We start from the raw sequence: 23,288 nt of genomic DNA on the forward strand, positions 1-23,288 counted from the left end.
GCATGAGCGATTTCCGCGATATCCAGCACGGCGTCAACGATCCCGTCGATGGTCTCGACGTGAAGCGGCAGATCAACGACAACCGGACGCCGCATGAGCGGGCACAACGCCATGCAGACGTTCGTGCCGAGGCGACCGCCACGCCGACCGAGCCGTTTCTGCCCGAACGGCTTCGGCGCAAGCCGACCGATCCGATCAATCCACGGACCGGGAGGAGACCGACGGATTAACCGTTAGGAACCCCGGCCCCTGCAGCGTGTTGGTGGGCGCAACGTCGCGCGGCCAGAGGCTGCGCGCCCATTCAAAGGGATCGGACCATGAAACGTACCATCATCGCAGCTGCCTGCGTGCTGCTCGCAGGCCCCGCACTCGCCCAGTCGCTCGGCGAGAAAACCGGCGTCAACTCGGCGCTCGGCGTCGCGCCTGCCACCGCCGACTTCGTCAAGGAAGTCGCCATCAGCGACATGTTCGAGATCGAATCGAGCAAACTTGCCGAGCAGAAGGGCAACGCGCAGGAGAAGACTTTTGCGCAGCAGATGGTGACTGACCACACCAAGACCAGCAGCGAACTGAAGGGCCTGGTCAGCGGCGGCAAGGTGCAGGCGACCCTGCCGACAGCGCTCGACAGCTCGCATCAGAGCAAGCTCGACAAGCTCAAGAGCGCGAATGGCAAGGACTTCAGCTCGGATTACAACTCCTACCAGGTCAGTGCCCACGAGGACGCGGTCTCGCTGTTCGAGCGTTACGCCAAGGGCGGCGACAATTCCGACCTGAAGGATTGGGCCGGCAAGACGCTGCCCGCGCTCAAGCACCATCTCGACATGGCCAAGGAGCTCGGCAAGGCGCCGAGCGTCGGCCAGACCAAGTAAACATCTTCCGAGGACGCCGGCCTCCTGGTCGGCGTCCTCCCGTTTGCAACGATGCCTCTCTCCGTGCATTGAGATCGCGATATCGCGGAGACCGTCATGACGCATCCAGACAAGACTTCAGTATCCCGCCGGCACGTCGTCCAAGCGGCGAGCGCAACGCTTGCTGCTGCTTCGCTGGCCTCTTCGACAGCGAAAGGAGACGCCTCCATGGCCGAGCAGAAAATGGCCGAGCAGAAACTGGTCGATCCCGTCACCCGCTTTCCAAAGCCGCCGTTCAAAAAACAATCGCAGCCCTGGCCTGGCCTCGCCGGCAAGATGGAGCCGCCTCCGGATCACGGCGAGACCAGCTACAAGGGCTCCGGCCGGCTCGCTGGCCGTAAAGCGCTGATCACCGGTGGTGATTCAGGTATGGGCCGCGCCGCTGCGATAGCCTACGCGCGCGAAGGCGCCGACGTCGCCATCAACTATCTGCCGGCGGAAGAGCCCGATGCGCAGGACGTTATCGCGCTGATCAAGAAGGAAGGGCGTATCGGGCTCGCGATCCCCGGCGACCTCAAGGATGAGGCTTTCTGCAAGAAGCTGGTCGAGCAGGCCACGCAGGGGCTGGGCGGCCTGGATATCATCGTCTGCAATGCCGCACGGCAGCAGAGCCGTGAATCGATCCTCGACGTATCGTCCGAAGATTTCGACGCGACGATGAAGACCAATATCTATGCGCCATTCTGGATCATCAAGGCGGCGCTGCCGCATTTGAAGCCCGGTTCGTGCATCATCGGCACGACATCGGAGCAGGCGTACGACCCGTCGCCGGAGCTCTACGACTACGCGCAGACCAAGGCAGCGACGATGAACTACGTCAAATCGCTGGCGAAGCAGTTGGGTCCGAAGGGCATCCGCGTCAATGGCGTCGCACCGGGACCGATCTGGACGCCGCTCCAGGTCTCCGGCGGCGCCACCATGGAGAAGCTCGAAAAATTCGGCGGCATGACGCCGCTCGGCCGTCCCGGCCAGCCCGCCGAACTGGCCTCGATTTACGTGCAGCTTGCCGCAGCCGACGCGAGCTATGCGACCGGCCAGGTGTATGGGTCCGCGGGTGGATCGGGACAGCCGTAGTCCGGCGCTGCAGGTTGATGCCACGAGGCAAAGCCCAGGAACCTTCTTTGTCCCCCGGCTTTACAAAACTGTCACAAAGGACATCACGCTTGCAGACCGATGGCATTGGTAGAGGTCAAACCCAGCCGGATCGATACCGCGATCGCGGATACGATCGCTGATCACACCAATTCAGGCGTCGAGCACACGGCGCAGACATTGACCTGGGCCGCCGACGAGCACGTGCTGCTCGCGCTGGCCGCAATAGGGTGGCTCTATACTCACATTCGGCAGCCGCAACAGCGGCCCGTGGCAAATCACATTCTGGCCGTGTCGCTGGCGACGGCCGTCCTGCCGCATGTCCTGAAATCCGTATTCGATCAGACCAGGCCAGACCGGCTGACCATACGCGGACACCGACATGGAGTACCCATCTCAGGACAGGCGCGCGACGCCTTCCCGTCCGGTCACGCGGTCCATATGGGCGCACTTGCCTCGGCGGCGGGCTTGCTGCCGAAGACGCCGCGCCGATTGCTGCGCACGGCAGCGATCGCGCTGTCGCTGACACGGATTGCGGTGCTCGCACACTGGGCAAGCGACGTGGTCGCAGGCTTCGCGCTTGGCGCGGCCGTAGAGAGACTCGTGCGGCCATGGACACTGACGCAATCGTTCCGCAAGCAAGTCAATCGGCGAGAAAAGCCGTGACCGAATATATCGTGCGCTTCATCGCCGGTGGCATCATCGTCTCGGCTTTTGCGATCTTGGGGGATATGCTCAAACCCAAAAGCTTTGCGGGGTTGCTCGGCGCAGCACCGTCAGTCGCACTGGCGACGCTTGGCATCGCCGTCGTCCAGCACGGCCCGCAATATGCCGCGGCCGAAAGCTGGACCATGATCTATGGCGCGGTCGCGCTCGGCTGCTACAGCGTCGTCGTCTGCCATCTGCTGATCAGATACCGTGTGTCCGCGCTGCCGGCGACCGTCCTCGCTGTTATCGTGTGGCTTGCGGTCGCCTTCGGCCTGCTCGCCGGCTTTGGAGGTGCGGCCTGATGCCGGTCAAGCTGTCGCTCTCCGCGCTGAAGCAGACACGCTGGTACGAATACGGCATTCGTTTCCTGCTCGGCGGCCTGGCGACCGTGCTCACGGGGGTTCTGGGGGCGCGCTTCGGTGTGTCCGTCGGCGGACTCTTCCTTGCGCTTCCCGCTATCTTCTGCGCCAGCGCCACGCTGGTCGAAAGCCATGAACGCCGCACCAAGGAGAAGGCCGGCCTCAGCGGCACGCGCCGCGGGCAAGAGGCCGCCGCGCTGGACGCGGCCGGCGCCGCCTGGGGAAGCATCGGTCTCTTGGCATTCGCCGCCGTCTTTCACTTCACCGTGGCTGCGAGCGTTCCGGGCGCCTTCGCTGCCGCGTTGATAGCCTGGGCCTTCGTTTCGGTATTGGCCTGGTGGCTCAGGCGGAAGCTGCGCATCGTCTCCCGCAAACCGCACCGGTCCGCCCATTCGCTATCGGCCAAGGGCTCTTCCCTTGCGAAGCGCTAGCCCGCCTTGGCATGCGTTGACGGCTGCAATCTCGGCGGTTGAAGGCCCGGGCTGTTGGCCCAGCGCTCGACCTGCTCGATGACCTTCTGGTGGCTGAGGCGCACCGGCTTGGGTGCCTCGCTGTCTTCGATATGTATGCGGGGCAACCTGACTTCGCTCGTCATGACGTCTCTCCCATTTGCCGGGAGCATACACCTGCCCAATGGCCTTTGCATCATATAACTTATTGATTTTGTTGATTTTTTTGCTAACTTGGCGCCATAGCCGCATCTTGTGGAACCGCGGCCGAATGAGTTCGTTGAGTAAACTACTCAACTTGCTCATTTTGGGTGATTGATCATGAACGACCTTCGCGCCGAGCGGCTCCAGGTCATGCTGTCACCGGAAGAACTGGCCGCGATGACTTCCGGTTCAAACATCGCATGCCGACGCGAGCCGCAGCCGTGCGCGAGCTCCTGAAGCTCGGACTCGCCACCGCCGCGGTCGACGCAGGGGCGAATGTCAAATCGAGCAGGTTCGGAGTTTTCGGCCGCGGCCCGGACGGCCATACGCAACCCCATTCGCAGCGCGATGCCGAGGATTAGTCCAGCCTGATGCTCAAGCAAACGGCCCCGGCACGGGGTGCCGGGGCCGTCCTTGGAGATTACTTCCGGATCACCGGGGGCATGACAACCGGAAGCAATCTCTCGACTCTTTGCGAGCGGTTTCGTTCCTGATGGATTAGCCGCTCGGCGCGTCACCGGAATCATCCGGCGCCATGCCGGAGCCGGGCGTCTTGCTATTGTCGTTCAGCTTGGGATCGCGCGTGGCCTCACGAGAGGGCGAGCCCTTTGGCTCCGACTTGTGTACGGTCTGCGCGCGCTGCTTGTCCCGCGGCTGCTGTTCACCGCGCTGATCTCTGATGATGCCTTGGTCGGAATGGGCCATGATAGCTCTCGCCTCTTTGCTGTCTCGAAGCGCTTACGCGCCGGAGCGTCGAAGGTTCCGACCCGCGAGATCAGACTGCTAACTGTGCGCTGAGTGCACCGGGGCCGATGCATTTTCATGATGCACCTGCCGCACCGTCGTCACCGTGGCGAACGCGACCGACACGCCAAAGGCGAGGATGAGCGAAAGAAGAGCCAGACGTGGAGCCATTGCAAAAACCTCCCGGAATAGGAAATCAACGCGATCGACTGTTACGAATGATCCTGCTTGCCGTCCGTGAGCAGTCTCACACGCAGATCCAGGAAACGAGAGCATTATTACGCATCCTGCTTTTGACGGATGCGGGCTGGAACGGGCGGCACCTCGCCATCGAGCCAATCCTGCTCGTTGGCGAGTGCCGTCCACGCGTTCGCCATGCGCAAAAAACGATTGTGTGACGGCTGTCCTTCAGCGCGCTCAGCGAGATGGAGGCAGTTATCGGCGTTATCTCTGAAGATCTCGGACTGTTTCATCAATACGAATTGGGGACGGAACCGTCGCGTCGCAACCGCCCTTACCGGATCGTAACATCTGCGGAACTTCGCCCGCCATCCGCCATTGGATATCCATGCGGATTCTTCTCGCGGTAGTTTTGGCGTTCATCAGCACTGCAGCGCTTGCCGACAGCACCGGGGAGCGAAGGCCGGCCGGCCGCACGCCGACCGCAACCGAGACCATCAGCGACCTCTACAGCTTCAGCCGCTTCCAGCAGGGTCTGCTGGAGAGCACCGACCTCAAGGGTAATGCCGAGGTCAAGAACCTCGCCGCCCTGCGCGCCGAAGAAGCGGCCCGGCGGGACAAGGCCCTGAAGGAGATCCAGGAGGCGATCGGCACCGAACCGCGAGTCACAAAGACGACTCCGGCGAGCGCGAGCCTGATCGAGCCCGAAACCTCGGACGGACCGACTTTCGTCAGAAGCTTCTATGCCGCGCAAATTCCCGAGTATGAATCTGTGATCGAGCTGCTCGAACGCTATCTCAAGGCGCCCGACAATGCCGCGCTTGCAGCCTTCGCGCGGGAGCAGCTCCCGATGTTGCGTTCACAGGTCAGGGACGCCGAGCGCACCATGGCAGACAAGTAGGACTGCCAAGTAGCCCCTTACTTTTGCCGGCTCTCCGGCTGCGCGCTGCGGTTACCCTCCAGCATCTTTTCTCGGCCGGCATCCCCATTGTCATCCTTGCCGCCCGAACTCGACGTGCCGCTACCGCTGGGATTGGACCGGGTCGACGTACCCGTGGTTGGTGTGTCCGCGCGTGGGGTGGCGGAGCTTGCGGCTGGATCGCCGGTCACGGCACCACGGCCGCTGGGCGCGCCGCCCTGCGCCAACGCCGATCCGGCCAACAACATCACTGTGCCGATGACGGCAAATCCTGCTTTCATGTGCGCTCTCCTGTATCTGCGGGCTAACGGCACGCCCGGCGCTCCGTTCCGGAAGGCAGATCACGGCGGCCCGAAAGCGGCCTCGCCTCTTCTCTTTTCTCTTCCGCCCGGAAAAACTGGGAACCGGACGGAACCATTCCGAGGGATCGCGCTTGTGTTAATCGGGCTGAGCAAAGCAGGTTCCACTTCCTGGCGCCGTCACGTTGGCGCTTGATTTCGAATTTGGCTGACGCTCTATTTTGACAATCGCGTCTTGCCTGGGAATCGGCTGACGCCTGCGGGGGAATCAGTATGAGCGACCTCGATCCCGGATCTGCATCACGTTCCGGTCGTCGCGTTCCAAAGCCAAAAACCAGCGGCATGTCGGAGCCCGATTCCCGGGCAGAATTGCTGCTCGCCCTGCAGGCCATGCGCAACGGCGATTTCTCCGTGCGCATGAGCGGCGACTATCTCGGCATCGACGGCAAGCTCGCCGACACTTTCAACGATATCATCGCCGCCAATCAGCGCATGGCGCAGCAGCTCGAGCTGGTCGGCCAGGTGGTGGGCCGCGAGGGCAAGACGCGCCAGCGCGTGAAGTTCGGGCTGGCCTCCGGCTCCTGGGCCGACATGGAAGGCTCGGTCAACACGCTGATCGACGATTTGCTGTGGCCGACCCGCGAGGTGACGCGCGCGGTCGCAGCCGTGGCACAGGGCGACCTGCTCCAGACCGTCAAGCTCGACGTCGATGGGCGTCCCCTGCGCGGCGAATTCCTGCAGTCGGCGACCATCGTCAACACCATGATCAAGCAGCTCGGCGTGTTCACCTCCGAAGTGACGCGCGTGGCGCGCGAGGTCGGCACCGAAGGCAAGCTCGGCGGCCAGGCCCAGGTGCCGGAAGTGACCGGCGTCTGGAAGGATCTGACCGAGAGCGTCAACTCGATGGCGAACAACCTGACCAACCAGGTTCGCAACATCGCCGAGGTGACGATCGCAGTTGCGAACGGCGACCTCTCGAAGAAGATCACGGTCGACGTCCGCGGCGAGATCCTTCAGCTCAAGGAAGCCATCAACACGATGGTGGACCAGCTCCGTTCCTTTGCCTCGGAAGTGACGCGCGTGGCGCGCGAGGTCGGCACCGACGGCAAGCTTGGCGGCCAGGCCATCGTGCCCGGCGTCGCCGGCACCTGGAAGGATCTCACCGACAGCGTCAACGCCATGTGCGGCAACCTCACCGCGCAGGTGCGCAACATCGCCAACGTCACCACCGCCGTGGCGCGCGGCGACCTGTCGCGCAAGATCACGGTGGACGTACGAGGCGAAATCCTGGAGCTGAAAGACACCATCAACACCATGGTGGACCAGCTCAACTCGTTCGCCTCGGAAGTGACGCGCGTCGCGCGCGAGGTCGGCACCGAAGGCAAGCTCGGCGGCCAGGCCCAGGTGCCGGGCGTGGCCGGTACCTGGAAGGACCTCACCGACAACGTCAACTTCATGGCGTCGAACCTCACCGCGCAGGTCCGCAACATCGCCGACGTTGCCACCGCCATCGCGAGCGGCGATCTGTCGAAGAAGATCACGGTGAACGTCTCGGGCGAAATCCTTCAGTTGAAGGAAACGCTCAACACCATGGTCGACCAGCTCAACGCCTTCGCCGGCGAAGTCACGCGCGTCGCGCGCGAGGTCGGCACCGAGGGCCGGCTCGGCGGTCAGGCCAACGTGCTCGGCGTCGCCGGCACCTGGAAGGACTTGACCGAGAGCGTCAACTCGATGGCCTCGAACCTCACCGCGCAGGTCCGCAACATCGCCGAGGTGACGACCGCGGTCGCGGGCGGCGATTTGTCGAAAAAGATCACCGTCGATGTCCGCGGCGAGATCCTGGAGCTGAAAGACACCATCAACACCATGGTGGACCAGCTCAACGCCTTTGCCGGCGAAGTCACGCGCGTCGCCCGCGAGGTCGGCACCGAAGGCAAGCTCGGCGGCCAGGCCCAGGTGCGCGGCGTCGCCGGCACCTGGAAGGATCTCACCGACAGCGTCAACTCGATGGCCTCGAACCTGACCGGCCAGGTCCGCAACATCGCCGAAGTCGCGACCGCGGTCGCCAAGGGCGATTTGTCGAAGAAGATCACCGTCAACGTGTCGGGCGAAATCCTTCAGCTGAAGGAAACGCTCAACACCATGGTCGACCAGCTCAACGCCTTCGCCGGCGAAGTCACGCGCGTCGCGCGCGAGGTCGGCACCGAAGGCAAGCTCGGCGGCCAGGCCGAAGTGCCCGGCGTCGCCGGCACCTGGAAAGACCTCACCGACAGCGTCAACTCGATGGCGGGCAACCTCACCGCCCAGGTCCGCAACATCGCCGAAGTCACCACTGCCGTGGCGCGCGGCGACCTCTCGCGCAAGATCACCGTCGACGTCCGTGGTGAGATTTTGGAGCTGAAGAACACCATCAACACCATGGTGGACCAGCTCAACGGCTTTGCCGGTGAAGTCACGCGCGTCGCCCGCGAGGTCGGCACCGAAGGCAAGCTTGGCGGCCAGGCCGAAGTGCCCGGCGTTGCCGGCACCTGGAAGGATCTCACCGACAACGTCAACTTCATGGCCTCGAACCTCACCGCGCAGGTCCGCAACATCGCCGAGGTCGCAACCGCGATCGCCGGCGGCGACCTGTCGAAGAAGATCACGGTGGACGTGCGCGGCGAAATTCTGCTGCTCAAGGATACCTTGAACACCATGGTCGAGCAGCTCCGCTCCTTCGCCGCGGAAGTGACGCGCGTCGCGCGCGAGGTCGGCACCGAGGGCCGGCTCGGCGGCCAGGCCGTCGTGCCCGGCGTCGGCGGCACCTGGAAGGACCTCACCGATAACGTCAACCTGCTGGCCGCGAACCTCACCACCCAGGTCCGCAACATCGCCGAAGTCACCACCGCCGTCGCGCGCGGCGACCTGTCGCGCAAGATCACCGTCGACGTGAAGGGCGAAATTCTCGAGCTCAAGAACACCATCAACACCATGGTGGACCAGCTCAATGCGTTCGCCGGCGAAGTCACGCGCGTTGCGCGCGAGGTCGGCACCGAAGGCGAACTCGGCGGCCAGGCCCAGGTGCCCGGCGTCGCCGGCACCTGGAAGGATCTCACCGACACCGTCAACTTCATGGCGGCGAACCTGACCGAGCAGGTCCGCGGCATCGTCAAGGTGGTGACCGCGGTCGCCAATGGCGACCTCAAGCAGAACCTCACCGTGAAATCGAAGGGCGAGGTCGCGGCGCTCGCCGATACCATCAACAACATGACCGAGACGCTCGCGACCTTCGCCGACCAGGTGACGTCGGTGGCGCGCGAGGTCGGCGTCGAGGGCCGGCTCGGCGGTCAGGCCGACGTGCCCGGCGCCGCCGGCACCTGGAAGGATCTCACCGGCAACGTCAATTTGCTGGCGGCCAACCTCACCTCGCAGGTGCGCGCGATCGCGGAAGTGGCGACCGCCGTGACCAAGGGCGACCTGACGCGGTCGATCCAGGTCGACGCCCGCGGCGAGGTCGCGGAGCTGAAAGACAACATCAACACGATGATCACGAACCTCCGTCTCACGACGGACGTGAACACCGAGCAGGACTGGCTGAAGACCAATCTGGCGAAATTCACCAACATGCTTCAGGGCCAGCGCGATCTCACCACCGTCGGTCGCCTGCTGCTGACCGAATTGTCGCCGCTGGTGAATGCGCATACCGGCGTGATCTATCAGGTCGAGAACGAAGACAGTCCGCGGCTCCTGCTGCTTGCCTCCTACGCCGGCGATGGCGTCTATCCGTATCCGCGCGTGCTGCCATTAGGCGACGGCCTGATCGGCCAATGCGCGCTCGACCGGCGCCCGCGCGTGATTGCGGACATTCCGCCCGACGTGGTGCCGATCAACTCAGCGCTGCTTCGCGTCGCGCCGAAGAACCTCGTGGTGCTGCCGGTGCTGTTCGAAGGCCAGGTCAAGGCGGTCATCGAGCTCGCCTCGCTGACCTCCTTCACGACCTCACAGATGACCTTCCTGGAGCAGCTCACGGACTCGATCGGCATCGTGCTCAACTCGATCGAGGCGACGATGCAGACCGAAGGCCTGCTCAAGCAGTCGCAGCAGCTCGCTGGCGAGCTCCAGACCCAGCAGCGCGAATTGCAGCAGACCAACGATCAGCTCGAACAGAAGGCGCAGCAACTCGCCGAGCGCAACGTCGAAGTCGAGCGCAAGAACCAGGAGATCGAGCAGGCCCGCCGCGCACTGGAGGAAAAGGCGACCGAGCTCGCGCTGACCTCGAAGTACAAGTCCGAGTTCCTGGCCAATATGAGCCACGAGCTGCGCACGCCGCTGAACTCGATCCTGATCCTCGGCCAGCAGCTCACCGACAATCCGGACGGCAATCTTACCGGCAAGCAGGTCGAATTCGCCCGCACCATCCACGGCGCCGGCACCGACCTGCTCAATCTCATCAGCGACATTCTCGATCTCTCGAAGATCGAGTCCGGTACGGTAACGGTCGACGCCGAGGAAATCCTGACCGCGAACCTGCTCGAAACGGTCGGGCGGCCGTTCCGTCACGAGGCGGAGAACCGCAACCTTTCGTTCAAGATCGACGTCGATCCGAATCTCGCGCGCAGCCTCGTCACCGACTCCAAGCGCCTGCAGCAGGTTTTGAAAAACCTGCTCTCCAACGCCTTCAAGTTCACCGCCGAGGGCGAGGTGCGCCTGAAGGTCGCCGCCGCGGTCGGCGGCTGGGGCACGGATCATCCCGTGCTGAACTCGGCGCCGGCGGTGATCGCATTCGAAGTGTCCGACACCGGCATCGGCATTCCCCTGGAGAAGCAGAAGCTGATCTTCGAGGCGTTCCAGCAAGCGGATGCCGGCACCAGCCGCAAATATGGCGGCACCGGCCTCGGCCTTGCGATCAGCCGCGAGCTCGCAAGCCTGCTCGGCGGCGAGATCCACCTGCGCAGCTTGCCGGGCAAGGGCTCGTGCTTCACGCTTTACCTGCCGCTGAAATATTCCGGACCGACGCTCGCGCCCCGCGCGACGCCTCAACAGAGCCAGCCGCCGGCGCTGCAGCCCGCGACAGCCGAACCGCAGCGCGTGATCGAGCAGCTTCCCGACGACCGGCTCAACCTCGAACCCGGCGACAGCATCCTCCTGATCGTCGAGGACGACCCGCATTACGCGCGTGTGCTGGTCGATCTCGCGCGCGACAAGGGCTTCAAGGTGCTGGTCGCCGCCCGCGGCGCGGAGGCGCTGGAGCTTGCAAAGCAGTACCAGCCGCGGGCCGTCTCCCTCGACGTATTCCTGCCTGATATGCTCGGCTGGACCGTGCTGAGCCAGCTCAAGCACAATCCGCTGACCCGCCACATCCCCGTGCAGATCATCACGCTCGACGAGGACCGCCAGCATGCGCTGGCGCGCGGCGCCTTCTCCTTCGTCAACAAGCCGACGACGACCGAGGGCGTCTCGGCCGCACTGACGCAGATCAAGGAATATGCGCGGCCGCGGCGCAAGCGGCTGCTGATCGTCGAGGACAACGAGGCCGAGCAGCTCTCGATCCGCGAGCTCCTGCACCACGACGACATCGAGATCGTGACGACCGGCACCGGTGCCGACGCGCTCTCGATGCTGCGTGAGAACCCCTGTGATTGCGTCGTGCTCGACCTGCGCCTGCCCGACATGACCGGCTTCGAGGTGCTGGACCAGATCCGCAACGACGAGGCGCTGTCGAATGTCCCGGTCGTCGTTTTCACCGGCCGCGAGTTGTCGGCCGAGGAAGATGCGGAGCTCCACACCATGGCGCGAAGCATCGTGGTCAAGGGTGTGGAATCGCCGGAGCGCCTTCTTGACGAGACCGCGCTGTTCCTGCACCGCGTGATCACGGAGTTGCCGGTCGAGAAGCAGCGCATGCTCGAGAAGCTGAACAGTTCCGACGAAGACCTGATCGGCAAGACCGCCCTGCTCGTCGACGACGACGCCCGCAACATCTTCGCGCTGTCGAGCGTGCTGGAGCGACGCGGCATGAAGGTGCTGACGGCCACGACCGGCAACGAGGCGGTGGCCCTGGTTGAATCCAATCCGGAGATCGCCATCGTGCTGATGGACATCATGATGCCGCAGATGGATGGCTATCAAACCATCGGCGTCATTCGTGAAAATCCGACCTTCGCCCGTCTTCCGATCATTGCGTTGACGGCCAAGGCCATGAAAGGCGACCGCGAGAAATGTCTCGAGGCCGGCGCGTCCGACTACCTCGCCAAACCCGTCAACACCGATCAATTGCTGCTTGCAATCCGCATGTGGCTGCACCGCTGAGTTGGATGCCCGTATGGACCACGAAAAGGTCAACATCCTCCTCGTCGACGACCAGCCGGCCAAGCTGCTCGCCTATGAGGTGATCCTGAAGGATCTCGGCCAGAACCTCGTGATCGCCTCGTCCGGTCGCGAGGCTCTGGAGGTGCTGCTCAAGACCGAGATCGCGGTGATCCTGGTCGACGTCTGCATGCCCGAGCTCGACGGCTTCGAGCTCGCCGCGATGATCCGCGAGCACCCGCGCTTCCAGAAGACCGCAATGATCTTCATCTCGGCCATTCAAGTCAGCGACATCGACCGCCTGCGCGGCTACGAGATGGGCGCTGTCGACTACGTCCCGGTGCCGGTCGTGCCGGAGGTGCTGCGCGCCAAGGTCAAGGTGTTTGCAGAGCTCTATCGCAAGACGCGCGAACTCGAACGGCTGAACCAGGATCTCGAGGACCGCGTGCGTGCACGCACCGCCGAGCTGGAGAATTCCACCGCAAAGCTCCGCGAGAGCGAAGAGCGGCGCAGCATGGCGATCGCCGCCGGCAAGATGGGTTCGTGGGACTGGGACTGGATCACCGGCGACTGGATGTGGGACGAGGGGCAATACCGCATCTTTGGTGTTGGCCCGGAGAGCTTCGAGGTGAATCCGGCCAACGTTCAGGCGCTGTTGCATCCGGACGACGTCGATCAGTTGCGCAAGGCGATCGCCGAATTCAACAAGGGCACACGCTCCTATGAAACGGAGTTCCGCATCGTGCGGCCCGACGGCGATGTGCGCTGGTGTGTCGGCACGGCCGCCGCCACGGTTGACGAGAGCGGTCGGGTGATGCGCGTCAGCGGCGTGACGGTGGACATCACCGAACGCAAGCGCGCCGAGGAACGGCAGACTCTCCTGGCGCGGGAAGTCGATCATCGCGCCAAGAATGCGCTTGCGCTGGCGCAATCGATCGTGCGCCTCACCCGCGCCGACGAAGTCAAAGCCTATGTCAGCGCCGTCGAGGGACGCATCAATGCACTGGCGCGCGTGCATACGATCCTGTCGCTGTCGAGCTGGCAGGGTGCCGAACTCTCGAAGCTGATCGACGAGGAGCTTGCGCCCTATTCCCTCGGCGGCCAGATCAAATTGGCGGGGTCCGAAGTTCAGTTGCTGCCGGCAACCGCCCAGACGCTGGCGCTGGCCCTGCATGAGCTTTTCACCAACTCGGCGAAGTATGGCGCGCTCTCGACGCGGACGGGACAGCTCGCGATCGGTTGGCAGGTCGAGGATGAGCTGCTCACGCTGACCTGGGAGGAGTCCGGCGGCCCGCTCGTCATGACGCCGAAATCCCGCGGCTTTGGTACGCGGAGCCTGCTTGCGAGCGTCGAGTCCCAGCTCGGCGGGCAGGCGCGATTCGATTGGCGCGCCGAGGGTCTGTTGTGCCGGCTCGAGGTGCCGTTGGTCCGCAAGACTGCCGCGACGACCGCGCCCGGCAACTTCGAAGCCGCCAGCTCCGCCGAATTGCAGCGCGCGTCCGGTTAACCGGAGGCCGCACTCTTCCTGCGCTGCGTCGTTTGCGGCTCGCGCGCGACCCGTCCTTCGAGCCAGGCTTCCGTTTGGGCGAGATCGCGCAGCGCCTTGGCATAGCGGCACGCCGCGCTTCGCTCCGCGCCGCGGGGCAGCTTGCGCGCTTTGCGGAGGATGTCCGCGGCGGCGTTGCGATAAGCCAGAGAGCGATAGAGAAAGACCACCTTACCCATATCGAATGTTCCCGTGTTGCGCGGTCATTCTCGCCCACCCGGCATGAACGTCGGATGAAGCGGGCGATAACGATTCCTTCATGCGGGTGGAACCGGCGCGTGTCGCAGGCGTTGCTTGCGAGATCGGGATAGAGTTCCATGCGCGCGAAAAAGTCGTCGGACCTGATCTCTCCGAGCGGGCTCGTCAAGCTGATGACGCACGCCATGATGGGCGCAGCCTTAGGGCTCGCTTTCAGCCTCTTGCTCGTGCTGTCCAATCCAGCCGTCGCCAATTTGCTGAATCACGGCGGAAGCCAGGCCGTTGTCGTTTTCGCCCTCACATTGGTGACGACGTTCGCGATCGGGGCGACACTCACCGGCCTCGTATTCATCCTCGCAGAAGACAAGCGATCTTGAAGGACGCGAGATTTACCGGAACTTCTTTGTTCGGAACTCCTGCGGCGAATGGCAGTTGGCTGCCTGCGTCAATTCAACTCAGGGAGTTCCCGCACATGAAGACCACCAAGCTCGCTCTTGCCGTGATGTTGGCCACCGGCCTCGCCGCCGCACCGTTCGCCGTGCAGGCCAAGTCGCACAAGGCAAAACACGGATCCTCGATGTCATCGTCGCAAACCACCACAGGCGCCAATACCAAGTCCTCCAAGGGTGCTGATCCCTCCGGTCAGGGCGGCTCCGGTCCCGGCTCCGATCAGGGCGGCACCATGACGAACAACAAGGGCGGCATGAGCAACACCAAGTAGGTTTTGTTCGTCCAACTCATAGAGGCCCCGCGACCGCGGGGCCTTTTTGCTTATGGTGTTCGAACGAACTTTTTCTCGGGCCGCGTTGCGCGCAGCCTTCAGCTACGAAGGCTTCCCAGGATAACAGGATGAACGCCTGCAGGATCTGACTTCACCAGATGGTCGAGTCGTGCACGCTTGCGCGCGATCAAGAGCTGGGCCGCGGCGTCATCAAGCCCCTCGCGTTGCAGCTGCCGGATGGCAGAGCCCAGTTCGAGAATCTCGGCGCGCAGCTTTAGAATCCGGTACGCATCCGGGTCTTCCTCCACCGTGCGCTCCCAAAGCTCTCAGCGGCGCGCGATCACGCGCAGAGGACTACCTGATGTGTTCGCGGAACGAAGGCGCATCCTATCGCGGACATTCGGCAGGACATCGCCGCCACCTGCAGCCTTCCATTCGCCGATCAGCAGATTGATTTTCCGGCGCAGATCCATCTGCGCCAGGGCCTTCTCTGTGCAGTCCCGATCGCGCTCGACGAGTTCGCGTACGGCCGCCTCGACATCGGCCATTTCCAGCCTCAAGGCGCTGATTTTACGTCGAATTTCATTAATTCTGTTGTCCATGACTTGTTAGAACAAAATAAGAACATATAGTCAAGTCACGATTTCAGAAGGGAGCAGCGACATGCAGGTTCAGGGTAAATACGACGCCAAGACTCTCCTCACCGCCAAGACTTTCCTCACCGAGCAGATGACGCGGGCGCAGGGCCTCCGGCTGAAACGGCTGAGCGAAGAGGCGTATCAGCCCGCGCAATATGCGCGGGATCTGTCCTCCAGCGAGGCAGCACGGCGCATTCAGGTGCTGGAAGCCGAGATCGAGCTGGCGGATTCGTTCTAGACTAAGCCGCATATCCGGGACGTGCATGCGCGCTTTCGGAACCATGCCTGTCTCGGATTGTTTTCCCAGGCCAAGGGAGAACATGTATGGCACGCAAGGCAAAGAAGCGCCGCTACTCGCGCAGCTCCGGCAGCGACGTCGAAGGCGAGATGAAGCGCTACAAGAAGGGTACCGCGAAAAGCGGACCGGGCGGTCGAGGCGGACGCGTGAAGAGCCGCAAGCAGGCAATCGCGATCGGCCTGTCGAAAGCGCGCAAGAAGGGCAAGAAGGTCCCGAAGAAAGCCGCGAAGCGAAAGACGTCCAAGAAGACGTCAAAGAAGACATCTCGGAAAACATCCAAGAAGACTTCGAAGAAGACGTCGAAGCGCAAATCCTCCAAACGGTCGCGCTGACCTCCGTCAGATCATGCTGCCCGGCATGAAGCAGCGGATCGAAACGCCGAACGCGGTCTTCACCGGCCACACCATGGTGCGGCCGGCCCGGTTCGGCTCGGTGATCACGGCTTCGTCCGGGACGTCGACCCACTCGCCGTCGAGCCGCACGCGATAATGTCCATTGTGCGAGTCCCAATCGGGATCGGCGACGGCAAACCCATCCGCATCTGAGCAGCACGGACCGAGATGGCTGCGCAGACCGTCGAACCATGGCTTGAGGGGAGAGTCCGCGTAGCGGCCGTCGTCACGCCCGAGAGCGATTCCGCCCCACAGCACGAATGGCGCCACGAGCAGCGCAGTCCTCAGCGAGAGCTTCAATCGATCCATGTCGGCACCGATCAAATACGAATTGCCGACCGGTCCAGCTCAGCGGCGGCAAGTTCGAAGTTCCACGCTTGCAATCGTCCCGGCGGCTTCATTGCCGCCGAGTCCCTACCTGACCCGGAATTGTGATGAGCGAACACGGCTTTTTCGGACGAACCGGGTCATCCTCACTGCCGTTAACGAGAATGTTATCGGCGGACATCCGGAATCCTGAAGGCGAACAGGAAAGGCGGCCCGTGGGCCGCCTTTTTGGAGTTGCGCCGATCGACGTTCGCCTTATGCGAGCGGCACCGCGACGAAACGGGTCGCCTGCGCGCTTCTGACCTGCAGCAGCACGCTACGCTTGCCGGACGATTTCGCCTGCGCCAGCTCCGAACGGACATCGCCGATATTGGCGACAGCCTTGCCGCCCACATTGAGGATGACGTCGCCGGTCTGGATGCCGCGTTGCGCGGCCGGCCCTTGCGGATCGACTTCAGTGACGACGACGCCCTTCTGGCCGGCGCCCTGCACGTCGCCGGCCGGAGCCAGGCTGAGCCCGAGACGCGGCGGCATGCCGGCATCCGGCTGCGACTTGCCCTCATCGGCTCTGGCCTGCCGCTCGTTCGGCAACTCGCCGAGCGCCAGTGTCACCGTCTTGCTGTCGCCCTTGTGGACGACGTAGAGCTTCACAGACGTGCCCGGCGCCAGGGTGGCGATGGTGCGGGCGAGATCGCGGGAATCCTTGATCGCGGTGCCATTGACGGCGGTGATGACGTCGCCCGCCTCGATGCCCGCCTTCGCCGCCGGGCTGCCGTCCTGCGGATTGTCGACGATCGCGCCGCGCGCCTCCTTGAGGCCGAGGCTGTCGGCGATATCCGATGTCACCGGCTGCACCTGCACGCCGAGCCAGCCGCGAGTGACCGCGCCCTTGTCCTTCAACTGTGCGACGACGAGCTTTGCAGTCGAGGCCGGAATGTCGAAGCCGATGCCGACAGAGCCACCGGAGGGCGAGAAGATCGCGGTGTTCACGCCGATCACGTTGCCGTTCATGTCGAAGGCCGGGCCGCCGGAATTGCCCTTGTTGATCGGCGCATCGATCTGGATGAAGTCGTCATAGGGACCGTTGCCGATGTCGCGGCCGCTGGCCGAGACGATGCCGGCGGTCACGGTGCCGCCGAGGCCGAAGGGATTGCCGACCGCGACGACCCAGTCGCCGATACGCGGCTTCTGGTCCGAGAATTTGACGAACGGAAAATCCTTCTTACCCTCGACCTTGATCAGCGCGAGATCGGTCTTCGGATCGGTGCCGACCACTTTCGCGCTGTAGGTCGTGCCGTCGTCCATCGTCACTTGCACCGACTCGGCGTGATCGACGACGTGGTTGTTGGTCACGGCATAGCCGTCGGCGGAGATGAAGAAGCCGGAGCCCTCACCCGTGATCATCTGGCGGTGCTGGCGCGGCATGCCCTCCATGCCACCCGGGCCGCGGAAGCCGAATTGCCGCGAGAACTGGTCGAACGGCGTCGCCTCGTCCGAATCCATCCGGTTCTGTTGCAGCATCGCGCTCTTGTCGTTGTCCTGGTCGATCCTGACCCGCACCGAGATGACGGCGGGTTTGACCTTGCTGACGAGGTCGCCGAAGCCCGGCGGTGTCGCGGCGGGCTCCGCGGCTTGGGCGGGCGCGATGAAGGAGTTCGCGGTGAACGGCGAAGAGCCGGGTGCAGTCGCCAGCACGGCCACGCCAAGCGCGGCCACGGTGCCGAGCAGCGCGAGCCGGCGCGGCCTCAGGACCTTGCGGGACGTTGTGGTGTCGGAATTGACGTGATCGCTCATGTCGATATGTCCATGTTGGGTAAGTCGCCTTGCACCCAACATGGTGGTCGCCACCTTACGGCGTCCCGTCCGCGCGGTTAAATCTTGGCAAAGTAGCCGGGGCCGGCGAAGGTCCAAAACTCGAGGCTGCACGTTTGATGCAGCTCAACGCGGCCCCTGCGCACCGTGAAAGACTGCCGCCACCGGATGATGTCCGTCGGAGGCGCGTCATGTACAAAGACATTCTCGTCCACATCCCCACCGAGCGCCCGGTGCGCCCGGTGATCGATGGCTCGATCTCGCTCGCGGCGGGCCTCAACGCCCATCTCGATGCAGTCGCGGTTGGCTATGTGGCAACCAGCGCGGCCTATATCATGGAGGGCGGCGCCGCGGTAGCGGCGGTGTTCGAGATGGAGCGCGAGAGCGCAGTGGAGCGGGCCGAGGCGGCGCTCGCGGTATTCAAGAACGAAGCGATGAACGCCGGCATTTCCTACACATGCCACCCGCTCGGGACGATGCCGGGGGATGCGGTCGGCTTGCTCGGCGCGATGGCGCGGCTGCACGATCTCAGCATCGTGCTCCAGCCGGACCCGGCGCAAGGCTCACTCGACAACGATGTACCCCGCGAGATCCTGTTCCAGGCGGGCGGCCCGGTGCTTTTCCTGCCCTACACTTTCCATGGAGCGTTCAAGGCGAAACGGATCGGAATCTGCTGGGATGGCAGCCGCCTCGCCGCGCGGGCCATGCGCGACGCCGCACCATTCCTGGCCCGCGCCGAGGAAATCGTGATTATTGCGATCAACGAAACAGACATGGTTCCCGACGAGGTCTCGACGCGCAATCTGGCAAGGCACCTCGGCCGGCGCGGACTGTCGACCCGCACCGTCAACCTGTCGGCCGCGCGCTCTGACATTCAGCCGACCATGCTGTCGCTTGCAGCCGATGAGCGCCTCGATCTTCTGGTCATGGGCGGCTACGGCCATTCGCGATTGCAGGAACGGTTCCTCGGCGGCGTCACCCGCGCCATGTTGGAAGCCATGACCGTCCCGACGTTGATGTCGCATTAATCGAGGGTTGATCCAGGACGGGCCGGTCGCAAGCCTCGTCGTTCGGGCTGATAACCGCGTCCTTGAGCGGTGCCGGCCTCGGCAAGTTCAGGTCCTATTCGAACAAGTTGGACCGTCACGCCGCGGCGGGCCTCTCCCACGCCGTGGCCTCAACGCCGTCCTCGTCGTGTGGCGCATTGCACGCGTCGAAATGCGCCTTGAGTTCGACTTCGGCGAGATATTCGAAATGTTCGGCCTGGCCGAGCAGTTCCCAGCTCTGGAGCGGCCGGTAGGCGGCCTGCTGACGACAGAGGGACGCCAGCGCGCGGTAGCGACGTACGTTATCCATGAGACCCTCCCTCGCATTCACAGAGCTTATTGCCCTTATTTGCGTCAGGGCGATGGCGGTTGTGCAAAAGATTTGCTGCGCCCGCCGCGCGCGTGACGCGCGTGATTCTAGGCAAACGCGTGTTCGGGCGAAAGTTCCAATCACCGCGGCCTCAACGCCTCGGAACCCTGCCGCGGGCCAATGTGTACCCGGCGGCAGTCTACCGGATGAGCGCGGGCTCACCGGCTCGCATCGTCCGCTCCGAACTATGTTGCAGGTTCGGAACTCTGCCCGCTTCCGCAGCCGCGCGGATGGCCGCAATGTTGCCGGCATAGTCCGCGCTGCTCCTGCCGCGAAACACGGCGGAACCCGCCACAAGCGTATCGGCGCCCGCAGCGGCCACGGCTGCGGCATTGTCGCGCGTGATGCCGCCGTCAACCTCGAGCCGGATCGGCCGGTCGCCGATCATGCTTCGGATGCGCGCGATCTTCTCGAGCTGGGACTCGAGGAAGGACTGGCCGCCAAAACCCGGATTGACCGTCATCACCAGGACGAGATCGAGACGATCGAGCACATACTCGATCGCGCTTTCGGGAGTGGCGGGACACAGGCTGACGCCGGCTTTCTTGCCGAGCGCGCGGATGGCCTGAAGCGAGCGATCGAGGTGCGGACCCGCTTCGGCATGCACCGTAATGAGATCCGCGCCGGCCTTCGCAAACGCCTCGAGATAAGGATCGGTCGGCGCGATCATGAGATGCACGTCGAATATTTTCTTCGTCAGCGGCCGGATCGCCTTGATGACGTCCGCGCCATAACTGATGTTCGGGACGAAATGCCCGTCCATGACATCGCAATGAACCCAGTCGGCGCCCGCCGCGTCGATCGCTGCGATCTCCTCGCCGAGGCGGGCAAAATCCGCAGCCAAGATCGACGGCGCGATGAGGATTTCTCGGGTCATGGCTTCGCACTCCCCTGCGCGTCGGCACCGCCGCTGAAGACGCGGCTCGCCAGGACGTCCATGGGATCGATCGTTTCGAGGTCGGCGATGTCGAGCATGCGATCGAGATCGGATACCAGGCGATCGGCCTGCCGCAGGCGGATGCGGTCGACGGCGTTGCGGATAGATCGCGCATTGGAGAAGAACGGTTGGGTCCGACGCAGCGCAATATATTTCTCGAACGCCTCACGCGCCGCCGCCGAGAGGCGATAACCCCGTTCCTTCAGCATCAGCTCGGCGATGACGAGCAGCTCGGCTTCCGCATAGTCCGGAAAGTCGATGTGGTGGGCGATGCGCGAACGGAAGCCGGGATTGGAGGCGAAGAAGCTCGTCATCCGCTCGCCATAGCCGGCAAGGATCACGACGAGGTCCTCGCGCTGATTTTCCATCACCTGCAGCAGAATCTCGATCGCCTCCTGGCCGTAGTCGCGCTCGTTGTCCGGCCGATGGAGATAATAGGCCTCGTCGATGAACAGCACGCCGCCCATCGCCTTCTTCAGGATCTCCTTCGTCTTGGGCGCGGTGTGGCCGATATACTGGCCGACGAGATCGTCGCGCGTCACCGAGATCACCTGCCCGCGCCGCACGAAGCCGAGGCCGTGCAGGATCTTTGCCATGCGCAACGCGACGGTCGTCTTGCCGGTGCCGGGATTGCCGGTGAACGACATGTGCAGCGTCGGCGGCGACGAAGCCAGTCCCGCACGCTGCCGGATACGTTCGATCAGCAAGAGCGACGCGATCTGGCGCACGCGGCTCTTCACCGGCTTCAATCCGATCAGCTCCTGCTCGAGCTGTTGCAGCGTGCCGGTGATTCCAGCCTCTTCGGCCTCCTTGCGGAGATCGAAACTGGTCTCGCCGGGCTCAGTTGTCATTGCATGGGGAACATCCAGCATCGGCACCTCGAAGAAAAGGGCTTCGCCGCGGGAGAGCGGCGAAGCAGTGGTCCGCCAAGGAAACGGAGCAGGGAGTGCTCCGCGCGGAGGAGAATGAGTTAGGTTGGCGCGTGCGCGGGCTGCCGACGCACGGTGGTGTAGCGGATCGCGCGTCCGCCCACCTCCTGCCGCACCAGCTCGAACTCGGCTTCCTGCGGCGGGCGGTTGACGATGAACGAGATCCGCACCGATTCCCAGCCATGGCTGGAGTCGAAGCCGCTGAGGCGGATGTAGCGGTCGCCATACACTCTGCGGCATTCGGCGAGCTCCATCATCACGCCGGCGGCGTCCTGGAGATCGAACATCGGCAGGCCCCACATCTCCCAATAGGTGTTGCGGGGATGCGGATCGTCGGTGAACTCGATGTTCACCGCCCAGCCGTTGGTCAGGCAATACTGCACCTGTTTGGTGATCTGGTCGTCGGTCAGATCGGGCAGGAACGAGAAGCAGCCTTGGGTCAGCTTCATGTCAAATCTCCTCAAACGGTTTCGAGCACGGTCGGCACGAAGTCAGGCGTGTCGGTGGATTCATAATTGAAGGAGACGTCCTTCCAGACCTCGAGTGCAGCTTTCAGCGGTGTGCAGGTCTCGGCCGCCCTGGCCAGTATCTCCGGACCTTCGTGGACATAGTCGCGGCCCTCGTTGCGAGCGAGGATCATCGCTTCCAGCGCCACACGATTGGCGATCGCGCCGGCCGCGATGCCCATGGGATGGCCGATGGTACCGCCGCCGAACTGCAGCACGACATCCTCGCCGAGCAGGTCGAGCAGCTGGTGCATCTGGCCGGCATGGATGCCGCCGGAGGCAACCGGCATCATCTTGTTCAGGCTCGCCCAGGACTGGTCGAAGAACAGTCCGTGTTCGAGCTTGGTCGGGTTGAAGTCTTCGCGGCAGACATCGTAATAGCCGCGCGTGGTGTTCGGATCACCTTCGAGCTTGCCGACCACCGTGCCGGCATGGATGTGGTCGACGCCGGCAAGCCGCATCCACTTGGCGATGACGCGGAACGACACGCCGTGGCTCTTCTGCCGCGTGTAGGTCGAGTGACCGGCGCGATGCAGATGCAGGATCATGTCGTTGCGCCGCGCCCATTTCGCCATCGACTGGATCGCGGTGTAGCCGATCACGAGGTCGATCATGACGATGCACGACCCGAGCTCCTTCGCGAACTCCGCGCGCTCGTACATGTCCTCCATCGTTCCAGCGGTGATGTTCAGGTAGGTGCCCTTCGCCTCCCCGGAGGCCGCCTGTGCGCGGTTCACCGCTTCCATGCAATAGAGGAAGCGGTCGCGCCAGTGCATGAAGGGCTGCGAGTTGATGTTCTCGTCATCCTTGGTGAAGTCGAGCCCGCCCTTCAGCGCCTCGTAGACCACGCGGCCGTAATTGCGGCCCGAGAGGCCGAGCTTCGGCTTGACGGTGGCGCCGAGCAGCGGCCGGCCGAACTTGTCGAGCCGCTCGCGCTCGACCACGATGCCGGTTGCCGGCCCCTGGAACGTCTTCACATAAGCGACCGGGAAGCGCATGTCTTCCAGACGCAGCGCCTTCAGCGGCTTGAAGCCGAACACGTTGCCGATGATCGAGGCCGAGAGGTTGGCGATCGAACCAGGCTCGAACAGGTCGAGGTCATAGGCGATGTAGGCGAAATATGAGCCCGGCGTGCCCGGCACCGGATCGACGCGATAGCATTTTGCGCGATACTTCTCGGCAGCGGTCAGGCGATCGGTCCACACCACCGTCCAGGTCGCGGTCGAAGATTCGCCGGCGACTGCGGCCGACGCCTCGATCGGGTCGACGCCCTCTTGCGGCGTGACGCGGAACAGCGCGATGACATCGGTGTCCTTTGGCACGTAATCAGGCTCCCAATAGCCCATGCGCTTGTATTCCATCACGCCCGATCGATATCTTTCCTTGCCGCGGACGGTTCCTGCATGTGCATTCATGGCTCTCTC

General features: G+C 63.7%; 29 protein-coding genes and 1 pseudogene. 15 read left to right on the forward strand and 15 right to left on the reverse strand.

Annotated elements, in window-relative coordinates:
* Positions 1-2 precede the first annotated feature (2 nt).
* From IVA75_RS14490 to IVA75_RS14515, 6 genes are all read left to right on the forward strand, one after another.
* Positions 3-230: a hypothetical protein gene (locus IVA75_RS14490; RefSeq protein WP_007607330.1), complete on the forward strand. Its 228-nt coding sequence runs from the start codon at positions 3-5 to the stop codon at positions 228-230.
* 87 nt (positions 231-317) lie between these two features.
* The gene (locus tag IVA75_RS14495; RefSeq protein ID WP_027516522.1) at positions 318-869 is read left to right on the forward strand and encodes a DUF4142 domain-containing protein; all 552 of its coding nucleotides are present in this window, start codon (positions 318-320) and stop codon (positions 867-869) included.
* A 222-nt stretch (positions 870-1,091) separates the two neighbouring features.
* The gene (locus IVA75_RS14500) at positions 1,092-1,982 is read left to right on the forward strand and encodes an SDR family oxidoreductase (protein WP_247291424.1); all 891 of its coding nucleotides are present in this window, start codon (positions 1,092-1,094) and stop codon (positions 1,980-1,982) included.
* Positions 1,983-2,081: 99 nt separating this feature from the next.
* A complete protein-coding gene (locus IVA75_RS14505; protein WP_247291037.1) occupies positions 2,082-2,666 on the forward strand; it encodes a phosphatase PAP2 family protein in 585 nt (194 codons plus the stop codon).
* Positions 2,663-3,010: a DUF3147 family protein gene (locus tag IVA75_RS14510; protein ID WP_027568683.1), complete on the forward strand. Its 348-nt coding sequence runs from the start codon at positions 2,663-2,665 to the stop codon at positions 3,008-3,010. The genes IVA75_RS14505 and IVA75_RS14510 overlap by 4 nt, the downstream gene beginning before the upstream one ends.
* Positions 3,010-3,498, forward strand: a complete 489-nt coding sequence (locus IVA75_RS14515) for a DUF3147 family protein (protein ID WP_027568682.1) — start codon at positions 3,010-3,012, stop codon at positions 3,496-3,498. Before IVA75_RS14510 ends, IVA75_RS14515 begins: the two co-directional genes overlap by 1 nt.
* Here the strand turns inward: IVA75_RS14515 and IVA75_RS14520 are convergent.
* Positions 3,495-3,662 carry a hypothetical protein gene (locus IVA75_RS14520; RefSeq protein ID WP_247291039.1) on the reverse strand — a complete coding sequence of 56 codons (168 nt, stop codon included), beginning with the start codon at positions 3,660-3,662 and terminating at the stop codon, positions 3,495-3,497. The two genes, IVA75_RS14515 and IVA75_RS14520, sit on opposite strands and share 4 nt — an antisense overlap.
* Positions 3,663-3,837: 175 nt before the next feature.
* Between IVA75_RS14520 and IVA75_RS14525 the strand changes: the two are divergent.
* A pseudogene (locus IVA75_RS14525) lies at positions 3,838-4,082 on the forward strand (hypothetical protein).
* A 136-nt stretch (positions 4,083-4,218) separates the two neighbouring features.
* On the opposite strand, the gene IVA75_RS14530 reads toward IVA75_RS14525, so the two are convergent.
* The 3 genes from IVA75_RS14530 to IVA75_RS14535 all read right to left on the reverse strand — a co-directional run bounded on the left by IVA75_RS14530 (position 4,219) and on the right by IVA75_RS14535 (position 4,937).
* On the reverse strand, positions 4,219-4,425 hold the full coding sequence (locus tag IVA75_RS14530; RefSeq protein WP_007594775.1) for a hypothetical protein: 207 nt from the start codon (positions 4,423-4,425) through the stop codon (positions 4,219-4,221).
* Between the two features lie 78 nt (positions 4,426-4,503).
* Complete coding sequence (locus IVA75_RS40140) at positions 4,504-4,635, reverse strand: hypothetical protein (protein WP_256379041.1); 132 nt, start codon at positions 4,633-4,635, stop codon at positions 4,504-4,506.
* Positions 4,636-4,742: 107 nt separating this feature from the next.
* On the reverse strand, positions 4,743-4,937 hold the full coding sequence (locus tag IVA75_RS14535; protein WP_247291041.1) for a hypothetical protein: 195 nt from the start codon (positions 4,935-4,937) through the stop codon (positions 4,743-4,745).
* A gap of 95 nt (positions 4,938-5,032) precedes the next feature.
* Here IVA75_RS14535 and IVA75_RS14540 point away from each other — a divergent pair, with 95 nt between their 5' ends.
* Complete coding sequence (locus IVA75_RS14540) at positions 5,033-5,545, forward strand: DUF4142 domain-containing protein (protein WP_247291043.1); 513 nt, start codon at positions 5,033-5,035, stop codon at positions 5,543-5,545.
* Positions 5,546-5,562: 17 nt separating this feature from the next.
* On the opposite strand, the gene IVA75_RS14545 is transcribed toward IVA75_RS14540, so the two are convergent.
* Positions 5,563-5,844, reverse strand: a complete 282-nt coding sequence (locus IVA75_RS14545) for a hypothetical protein (protein WP_247291045.1) — start codon at positions 5,842-5,844, stop codon at positions 5,563-5,565.
* Positions 5,845-6,135: 291 nt separating this feature from the next.
* Between IVA75_RS14545 and IVA75_RS14550 the strand changes: the two genes are divergently transcribed.
* Positions 6,136-12,147, forward strand: coding sequence for a HAMP domain-containing protein (locus IVA75_RS14550; RefSeq protein WP_247359337.1), 6,012 nt, complete (start codon positions 6,136-6,138; stop codon positions 12,145-12,147).
* Positions 12,148-12,160: 13 nt separating this feature from the next.
* Positions 12,161-13,651, forward strand: coding sequence for an HWE histidine kinase domain-containing protein (locus tag IVA75_RS14555; RefSeq protein ID WP_247291049.1), 1,491 nt, complete (start codon positions 12,161-12,163; stop codon positions 13,649-13,651).
* On the opposite strand, the gene IVA75_RS14560 is transcribed toward IVA75_RS14555, so the two are convergent.
* On the reverse strand, positions 13,648-13,869 hold the full coding sequence (locus IVA75_RS14560; protein WP_018456200.1) for a hypothetical protein: 222 nt from the start codon (positions 13,867-13,869) through the stop codon (positions 13,648-13,650). The two genes, IVA75_RS14555 and IVA75_RS14560, sit on opposite strands and share 4 nt — an antisense overlap.
* Before the next feature lie 138 nt (positions 13,870-14,007).
* Here IVA75_RS14560 and IVA75_RS14565 point away from each other — a divergent pair, with 138 nt between their 5' ends.
* On the forward strand, positions 14,008-14,265 hold the full coding sequence (locus IVA75_RS14565) for a hypothetical protein (RefSeq protein ID WP_247291051.1): 258 nt from the start codon (positions 14,008-14,010) through the stop codon (positions 14,263-14,265).
* Positions 14,266-14,360: 95 nt separating this feature from the next.
* Positions 14,361-14,609: a hypothetical protein gene (locus IVA75_RS14570; RefSeq protein WP_007594791.1), complete on the forward strand. Its 249-nt coding sequence runs from the start codon at positions 14,361-14,363 to the stop codon at positions 14,607-14,609.
* A 98-nt stretch (positions 14,610-14,707) separates the two neighbouring features.
* On the opposite strand, the gene IVA75_RS14575 is transcribed toward IVA75_RS14570, so the two are convergent.
* Together IVA75_RS14575 and IVA75_RS14580 are read right to left on the reverse strand one after the other, a co-directional pair.
* On the reverse strand, positions 14,708-14,917 hold the full coding sequence (locus IVA75_RS14575; RefSeq protein ID WP_247291054.1) for a hypothetical protein: 210 nt from the start codon (positions 14,915-14,917) through the stop codon (positions 14,708-14,710).
* 18 nt (positions 14,918-14,935) lie between these two features.
* Complete coding sequence (locus tag IVA75_RS14580) at positions 14,936-15,157, reverse strand: hypothetical protein (protein WP_247291425.1); 222 nt, start codon at positions 15,155-15,157, stop codon at positions 14,936-14,938.
* 115 nt (positions 15,158-15,272) lie between these two features.
* Here IVA75_RS14580 and IVA75_RS14585 point away from each other — a divergent pair, with 115 nt between their 5' ends.
* Together IVA75_RS14585 and IVA75_RS14590 are read left to right on the forward strand one after the other, a co-directional pair.
* Positions 15,273-15,485 (forward strand): DUF3072 domain-containing protein, encoded by a 213-nt coding sequence (locus tag IVA75_RS14585; protein WP_027568672.1) that lies wholly within the window; start codon positions 15,273-15,275, stop codon positions 15,483-15,485.
* Between the two features lie 86 nt (positions 15,486-15,571).
* Positions 15,572-15,877, forward strand: coding sequence for a DUF6496 domain-containing protein (locus IVA75_RS14590; RefSeq protein WP_247291055.1), 306 nt, complete (start codon positions 15,572-15,574; stop codon positions 15,875-15,877).
* Between the two features lie 6 nt (positions 15,878-15,883).
* Here the strand turns inward: IVA75_RS14590 and IVA75_RS14595 are convergent, their stop codons facing one another.
* Both IVA75_RS14595 and IVA75_RS14600 read right to left on the reverse strand, forming a co-directional pair.
* The gene (locus IVA75_RS14595; protein WP_027568670.1) at positions 15,884-16,246 is read right to left on the reverse strand and encodes a hypothetical protein; all 363 of its coding nucleotides are present in this window, start codon (positions 16,244-16,246) and stop codon (positions 15,884-15,886) included.
* Positions 16,247-16,519: 273 nt separating this feature from the next.
* Positions 16,520-18,058, reverse strand: coding sequence for a Do family serine endopeptidase (locus IVA75_RS14600; protein WP_247291058.1), 1,539 nt, complete (start codon positions 18,056-18,058; stop codon positions 16,520-16,522).
* 209 nt (positions 18,059-18,267) lie between these two features.
* Here IVA75_RS14600 and IVA75_RS14605 point away from each other — a divergent pair, with 209 nt between their 5' ends.
* Positions 18,268-19,104: a universal stress protein gene (locus tag IVA75_RS14605; RefSeq protein ID WP_247291427.1), complete on the forward strand. Its 837-nt coding sequence runs from the start codon at positions 18,268-18,270 to the stop codon at positions 19,102-19,104.
* A gap of 115 nt (positions 19,105-19,219) precedes the next feature.
* On the opposite strand, the gene IVA75_RS14610 is transcribed toward IVA75_RS14605, so the two are convergent.
* From IVA75_RS14610 to IVA75_RS14630, 5 genes are all read right to left on the reverse strand, one after another.
* A complete protein-coding gene (locus IVA75_RS14610; protein ID WP_063993392.1) occupies positions 19,220-19,432 on the reverse strand; it encodes a hypothetical protein in 213 nt (70 codons plus the stop codon).
* Between the two features lie 199 nt (positions 19,433-19,631).
* Positions 19,632-20,369, reverse strand: a complete 738-nt coding sequence (gene rpe, locus IVA75_RS14615; RefSeq protein ID WP_247291061.1) for a ribulose-phosphate 3-epimerase — start codon at positions 20,367-20,369, stop codon at positions 19,632-19,634.
* Positions 20,366-21,301: a CbbX protein gene (gene cbbX, locus IVA75_RS14620; protein ID WP_018456188.1), complete on the reverse strand. Its 936-nt coding sequence runs from the start codon at positions 21,299-21,301 to the stop codon at positions 20,366-20,368. The genes rpe and cbbX overlap by 4 nt, the downstream gene beginning before the upstream one ends.
* A gap of 98 nt (positions 21,302-21,399) precedes the next feature.
* Positions 21,400-21,807: a ribulose bisphosphate carboxylase small subunit gene (locus IVA75_RS14625; protein ID WP_007594833.1), complete on the reverse strand. Its 408-nt coding sequence runs from the start codon at positions 21,805-21,807 to the stop codon at positions 21,400-21,402.
* An 11-nt stretch (positions 21,808-21,818) separates the two neighbouring features.
* Positions 21,819-23,279: a form I ribulose bisphosphate carboxylase large subunit gene (locus tag IVA75_RS14630; RefSeq protein WP_247291063.1), complete on the reverse strand. Its 1,461-nt coding sequence runs from the start codon at positions 23,277-23,279 to the stop codon at positions 21,819-21,821.
* Positions 23,280-23,288 lie beyond the last annotated feature (9 nt).

Source organism: Bradyrhizobium sp. 134, from assembly GCF_023074155.1.
Taxonomy (GTDB): domain Bacteria; phylum Pseudomonadota; class Alphaproteobacteria; order Rhizobiales; family Xanthobacteraceae; genus Bradyrhizobium.

Bases quoted from the DNA above. Each gene is read 5' to 3' on its own strand.
- IVA75_RS14490 (WP_007607330.1), top strand. From the start codon at position 3: ATGAGCGATTTCCGCGATATCCAGCACGGCGTCAACGATCCCGTCGAT.
- IVA75_RS14495 (WP_027516522.1), top strand. From the start codon at position 318: ATGAAACGTACCATCATCGCAGCTGCCTGCGTGCTGCTCGCAGGCCCC.
- IVA75_RS14500 (WP_247291424.1), top strand. From the start codon at position 1,092: ATGGCCGAGCAGAAACTGGTCGATCCCGTCACCCGCTTTCCAAAGCCG.
- IVA75_RS14505 (WP_247291037.1), top strand. From the start codon at position 2,082: ATGGCATTGGTAGAGGTCAAACCCAGCCGGATCGATACCGCGATCGCG.
- IVA75_RS14515 (WP_027568682.1), top strand. From the start codon at position 3,010: ATGCCGGTCAAGCTGTCGCTCTCCGCGCTGAAGCAGACACGCTGGTAC.
- IVA75_RS14520 (WP_247291039.1), bottom strand. From the start codon at position 3,662: ATGACGAGCGAAGTCAGGTTGCCCCGCATACATATCGAAGACAGCGAG.
- IVA75_RS14530 (WP_007594775.1), bottom strand. From the start codon at position 4,425: ATGGCCCATTCCGACCAAGGCATCATCAGAGATCAGCGCGGTGAACAG.
- IVA75_RS40140 (WP_256379041.1), bottom strand. From the start codon at position 4,635: ATGGCTCCACGTCTGGCTCTTCTTTCGCTCATCCTCGCCTTTGGCGTG.
- IVA75_RS14535 (WP_247291041.1), bottom strand. From the start codon at position 4,937: ATGAAACAGTCCGAGATCTTCAGAGATAACGCCGATAACTGCCTCCAT.
- IVA75_RS14540 (WP_247291043.1), top strand. From the start codon at position 5,033: ATGCGGATTCTTCTCGCGGTAGTTTTGGCGTTCATCAGCACTGCAGCG.
- IVA75_RS14545 (WP_247291045.1), bottom strand. From the start codon at position 5,844: ATGAAAGCAGGATTTGCCGTCATCGGCACAGTGATGTTGTTGGCCGGA.
- IVA75_RS14550 (WP_247359337.1), top strand. From the start codon at position 6,136: ATGAGCGACCTCGATCCCGGATCTGCATCACGTTCCGGTCGTCGCGTT.
- IVA75_RS14555 (WP_247291049.1), top strand. From the start codon at position 12,161: ATGGACCACGAAAAGGTCAACATCCTCCTCGTCGACGACCAGCCGGCC.
- IVA75_RS14560 (WP_018456200.1), bottom strand. From the start codon at position 13,869: ATGGGTAAGGTGGTCTTTCTCTATCGCTCTCTGGCTTATCGCAACGCC.
- IVA75_RS14565 (WP_247291051.1), top strand. From the start codon at position 14,008: ATGCGCGCGAAAAAGTCGTCGGACCTGATCTCTCCGAGCGGGCTCGTC.
- IVA75_RS14570 (WP_007594791.1), top strand. From the start codon at position 14,361: ATGAAGACCACCAAGCTCGCTCTTGCCGTGATGTTGGCCACCGGCCTC.
- IVA75_RS14580 (WP_247291425.1), bottom strand. From the start codon at position 15,157: ATGGCCGATGTCGAGGCGGCCGTACGCGAACTCGTCGAGCGCGATCGG.
- IVA75_RS14585 (WP_027568672.1), top strand. From the start codon at position 15,273: ATGCAGGTTCAGGGTAAATACGACGCCAAGACTCTCCTCACCGCCAAG.
- IVA75_RS14590 (WP_247291055.1), top strand. From the start codon at position 15,572: ATGGCACGCAAGGCAAAGAAGCGCCGCTACTCGCGCAGCTCCGGCAGC.
- IVA75_RS14595 (WP_027568670.1), bottom strand. From the start codon at position 16,246: ATGGATCGATTGAAGCTCTCGCTGAGGACTGCGCTGCTCGTGGCGCCA.
- IVA75_RS14600 (WP_247291058.1), bottom strand. From the start codon at position 18,058: ATGAGCGATCACGTCAATTCCGACACCACAACGTCCCGCAAGGTCCTG.
- IVA75_RS14605 (WP_247291427.1), top strand. From the start codon at position 18,268: ATGTACAAAGACATTCTCGTCCACATCCCCACCGAGCGCCCGGTGCGC.
- IVA75_RS14610 (WP_063993392.1), bottom strand. From the start codon at position 19,432: ATGGATAACGTACGTCGCTACCGCGCGCTGGCGTCCCTCTGTCGTCAG.
- rpe (WP_247291061.1), bottom strand. From the start codon at position 20,369: ATGACCCGAGAAATCCTCATCGCGCCGTCGATCTTGGCTGCGGATTTT.
- cbbX (WP_018456188.1), bottom strand. From the start codon at position 21,301: ATGCTGGATGTTCCCCATGCAATGACAACTGAGCCCGGCGAGACCAGT.
- IVA75_RS14625 (WP_007594833.1), bottom strand. From the start codon at position 21,807: ATGAAGCTGACCCAAGGCTGCTTCTCGTTCCTGCCCGATCTGACCGAC.
- IVA75_RS14630 (WP_247291063.1), bottom strand. From the start codon at position 23,279: ATGAATGCACATGCAGGAACCGTCCGCGGCAAGGAAAGATATCGATCG.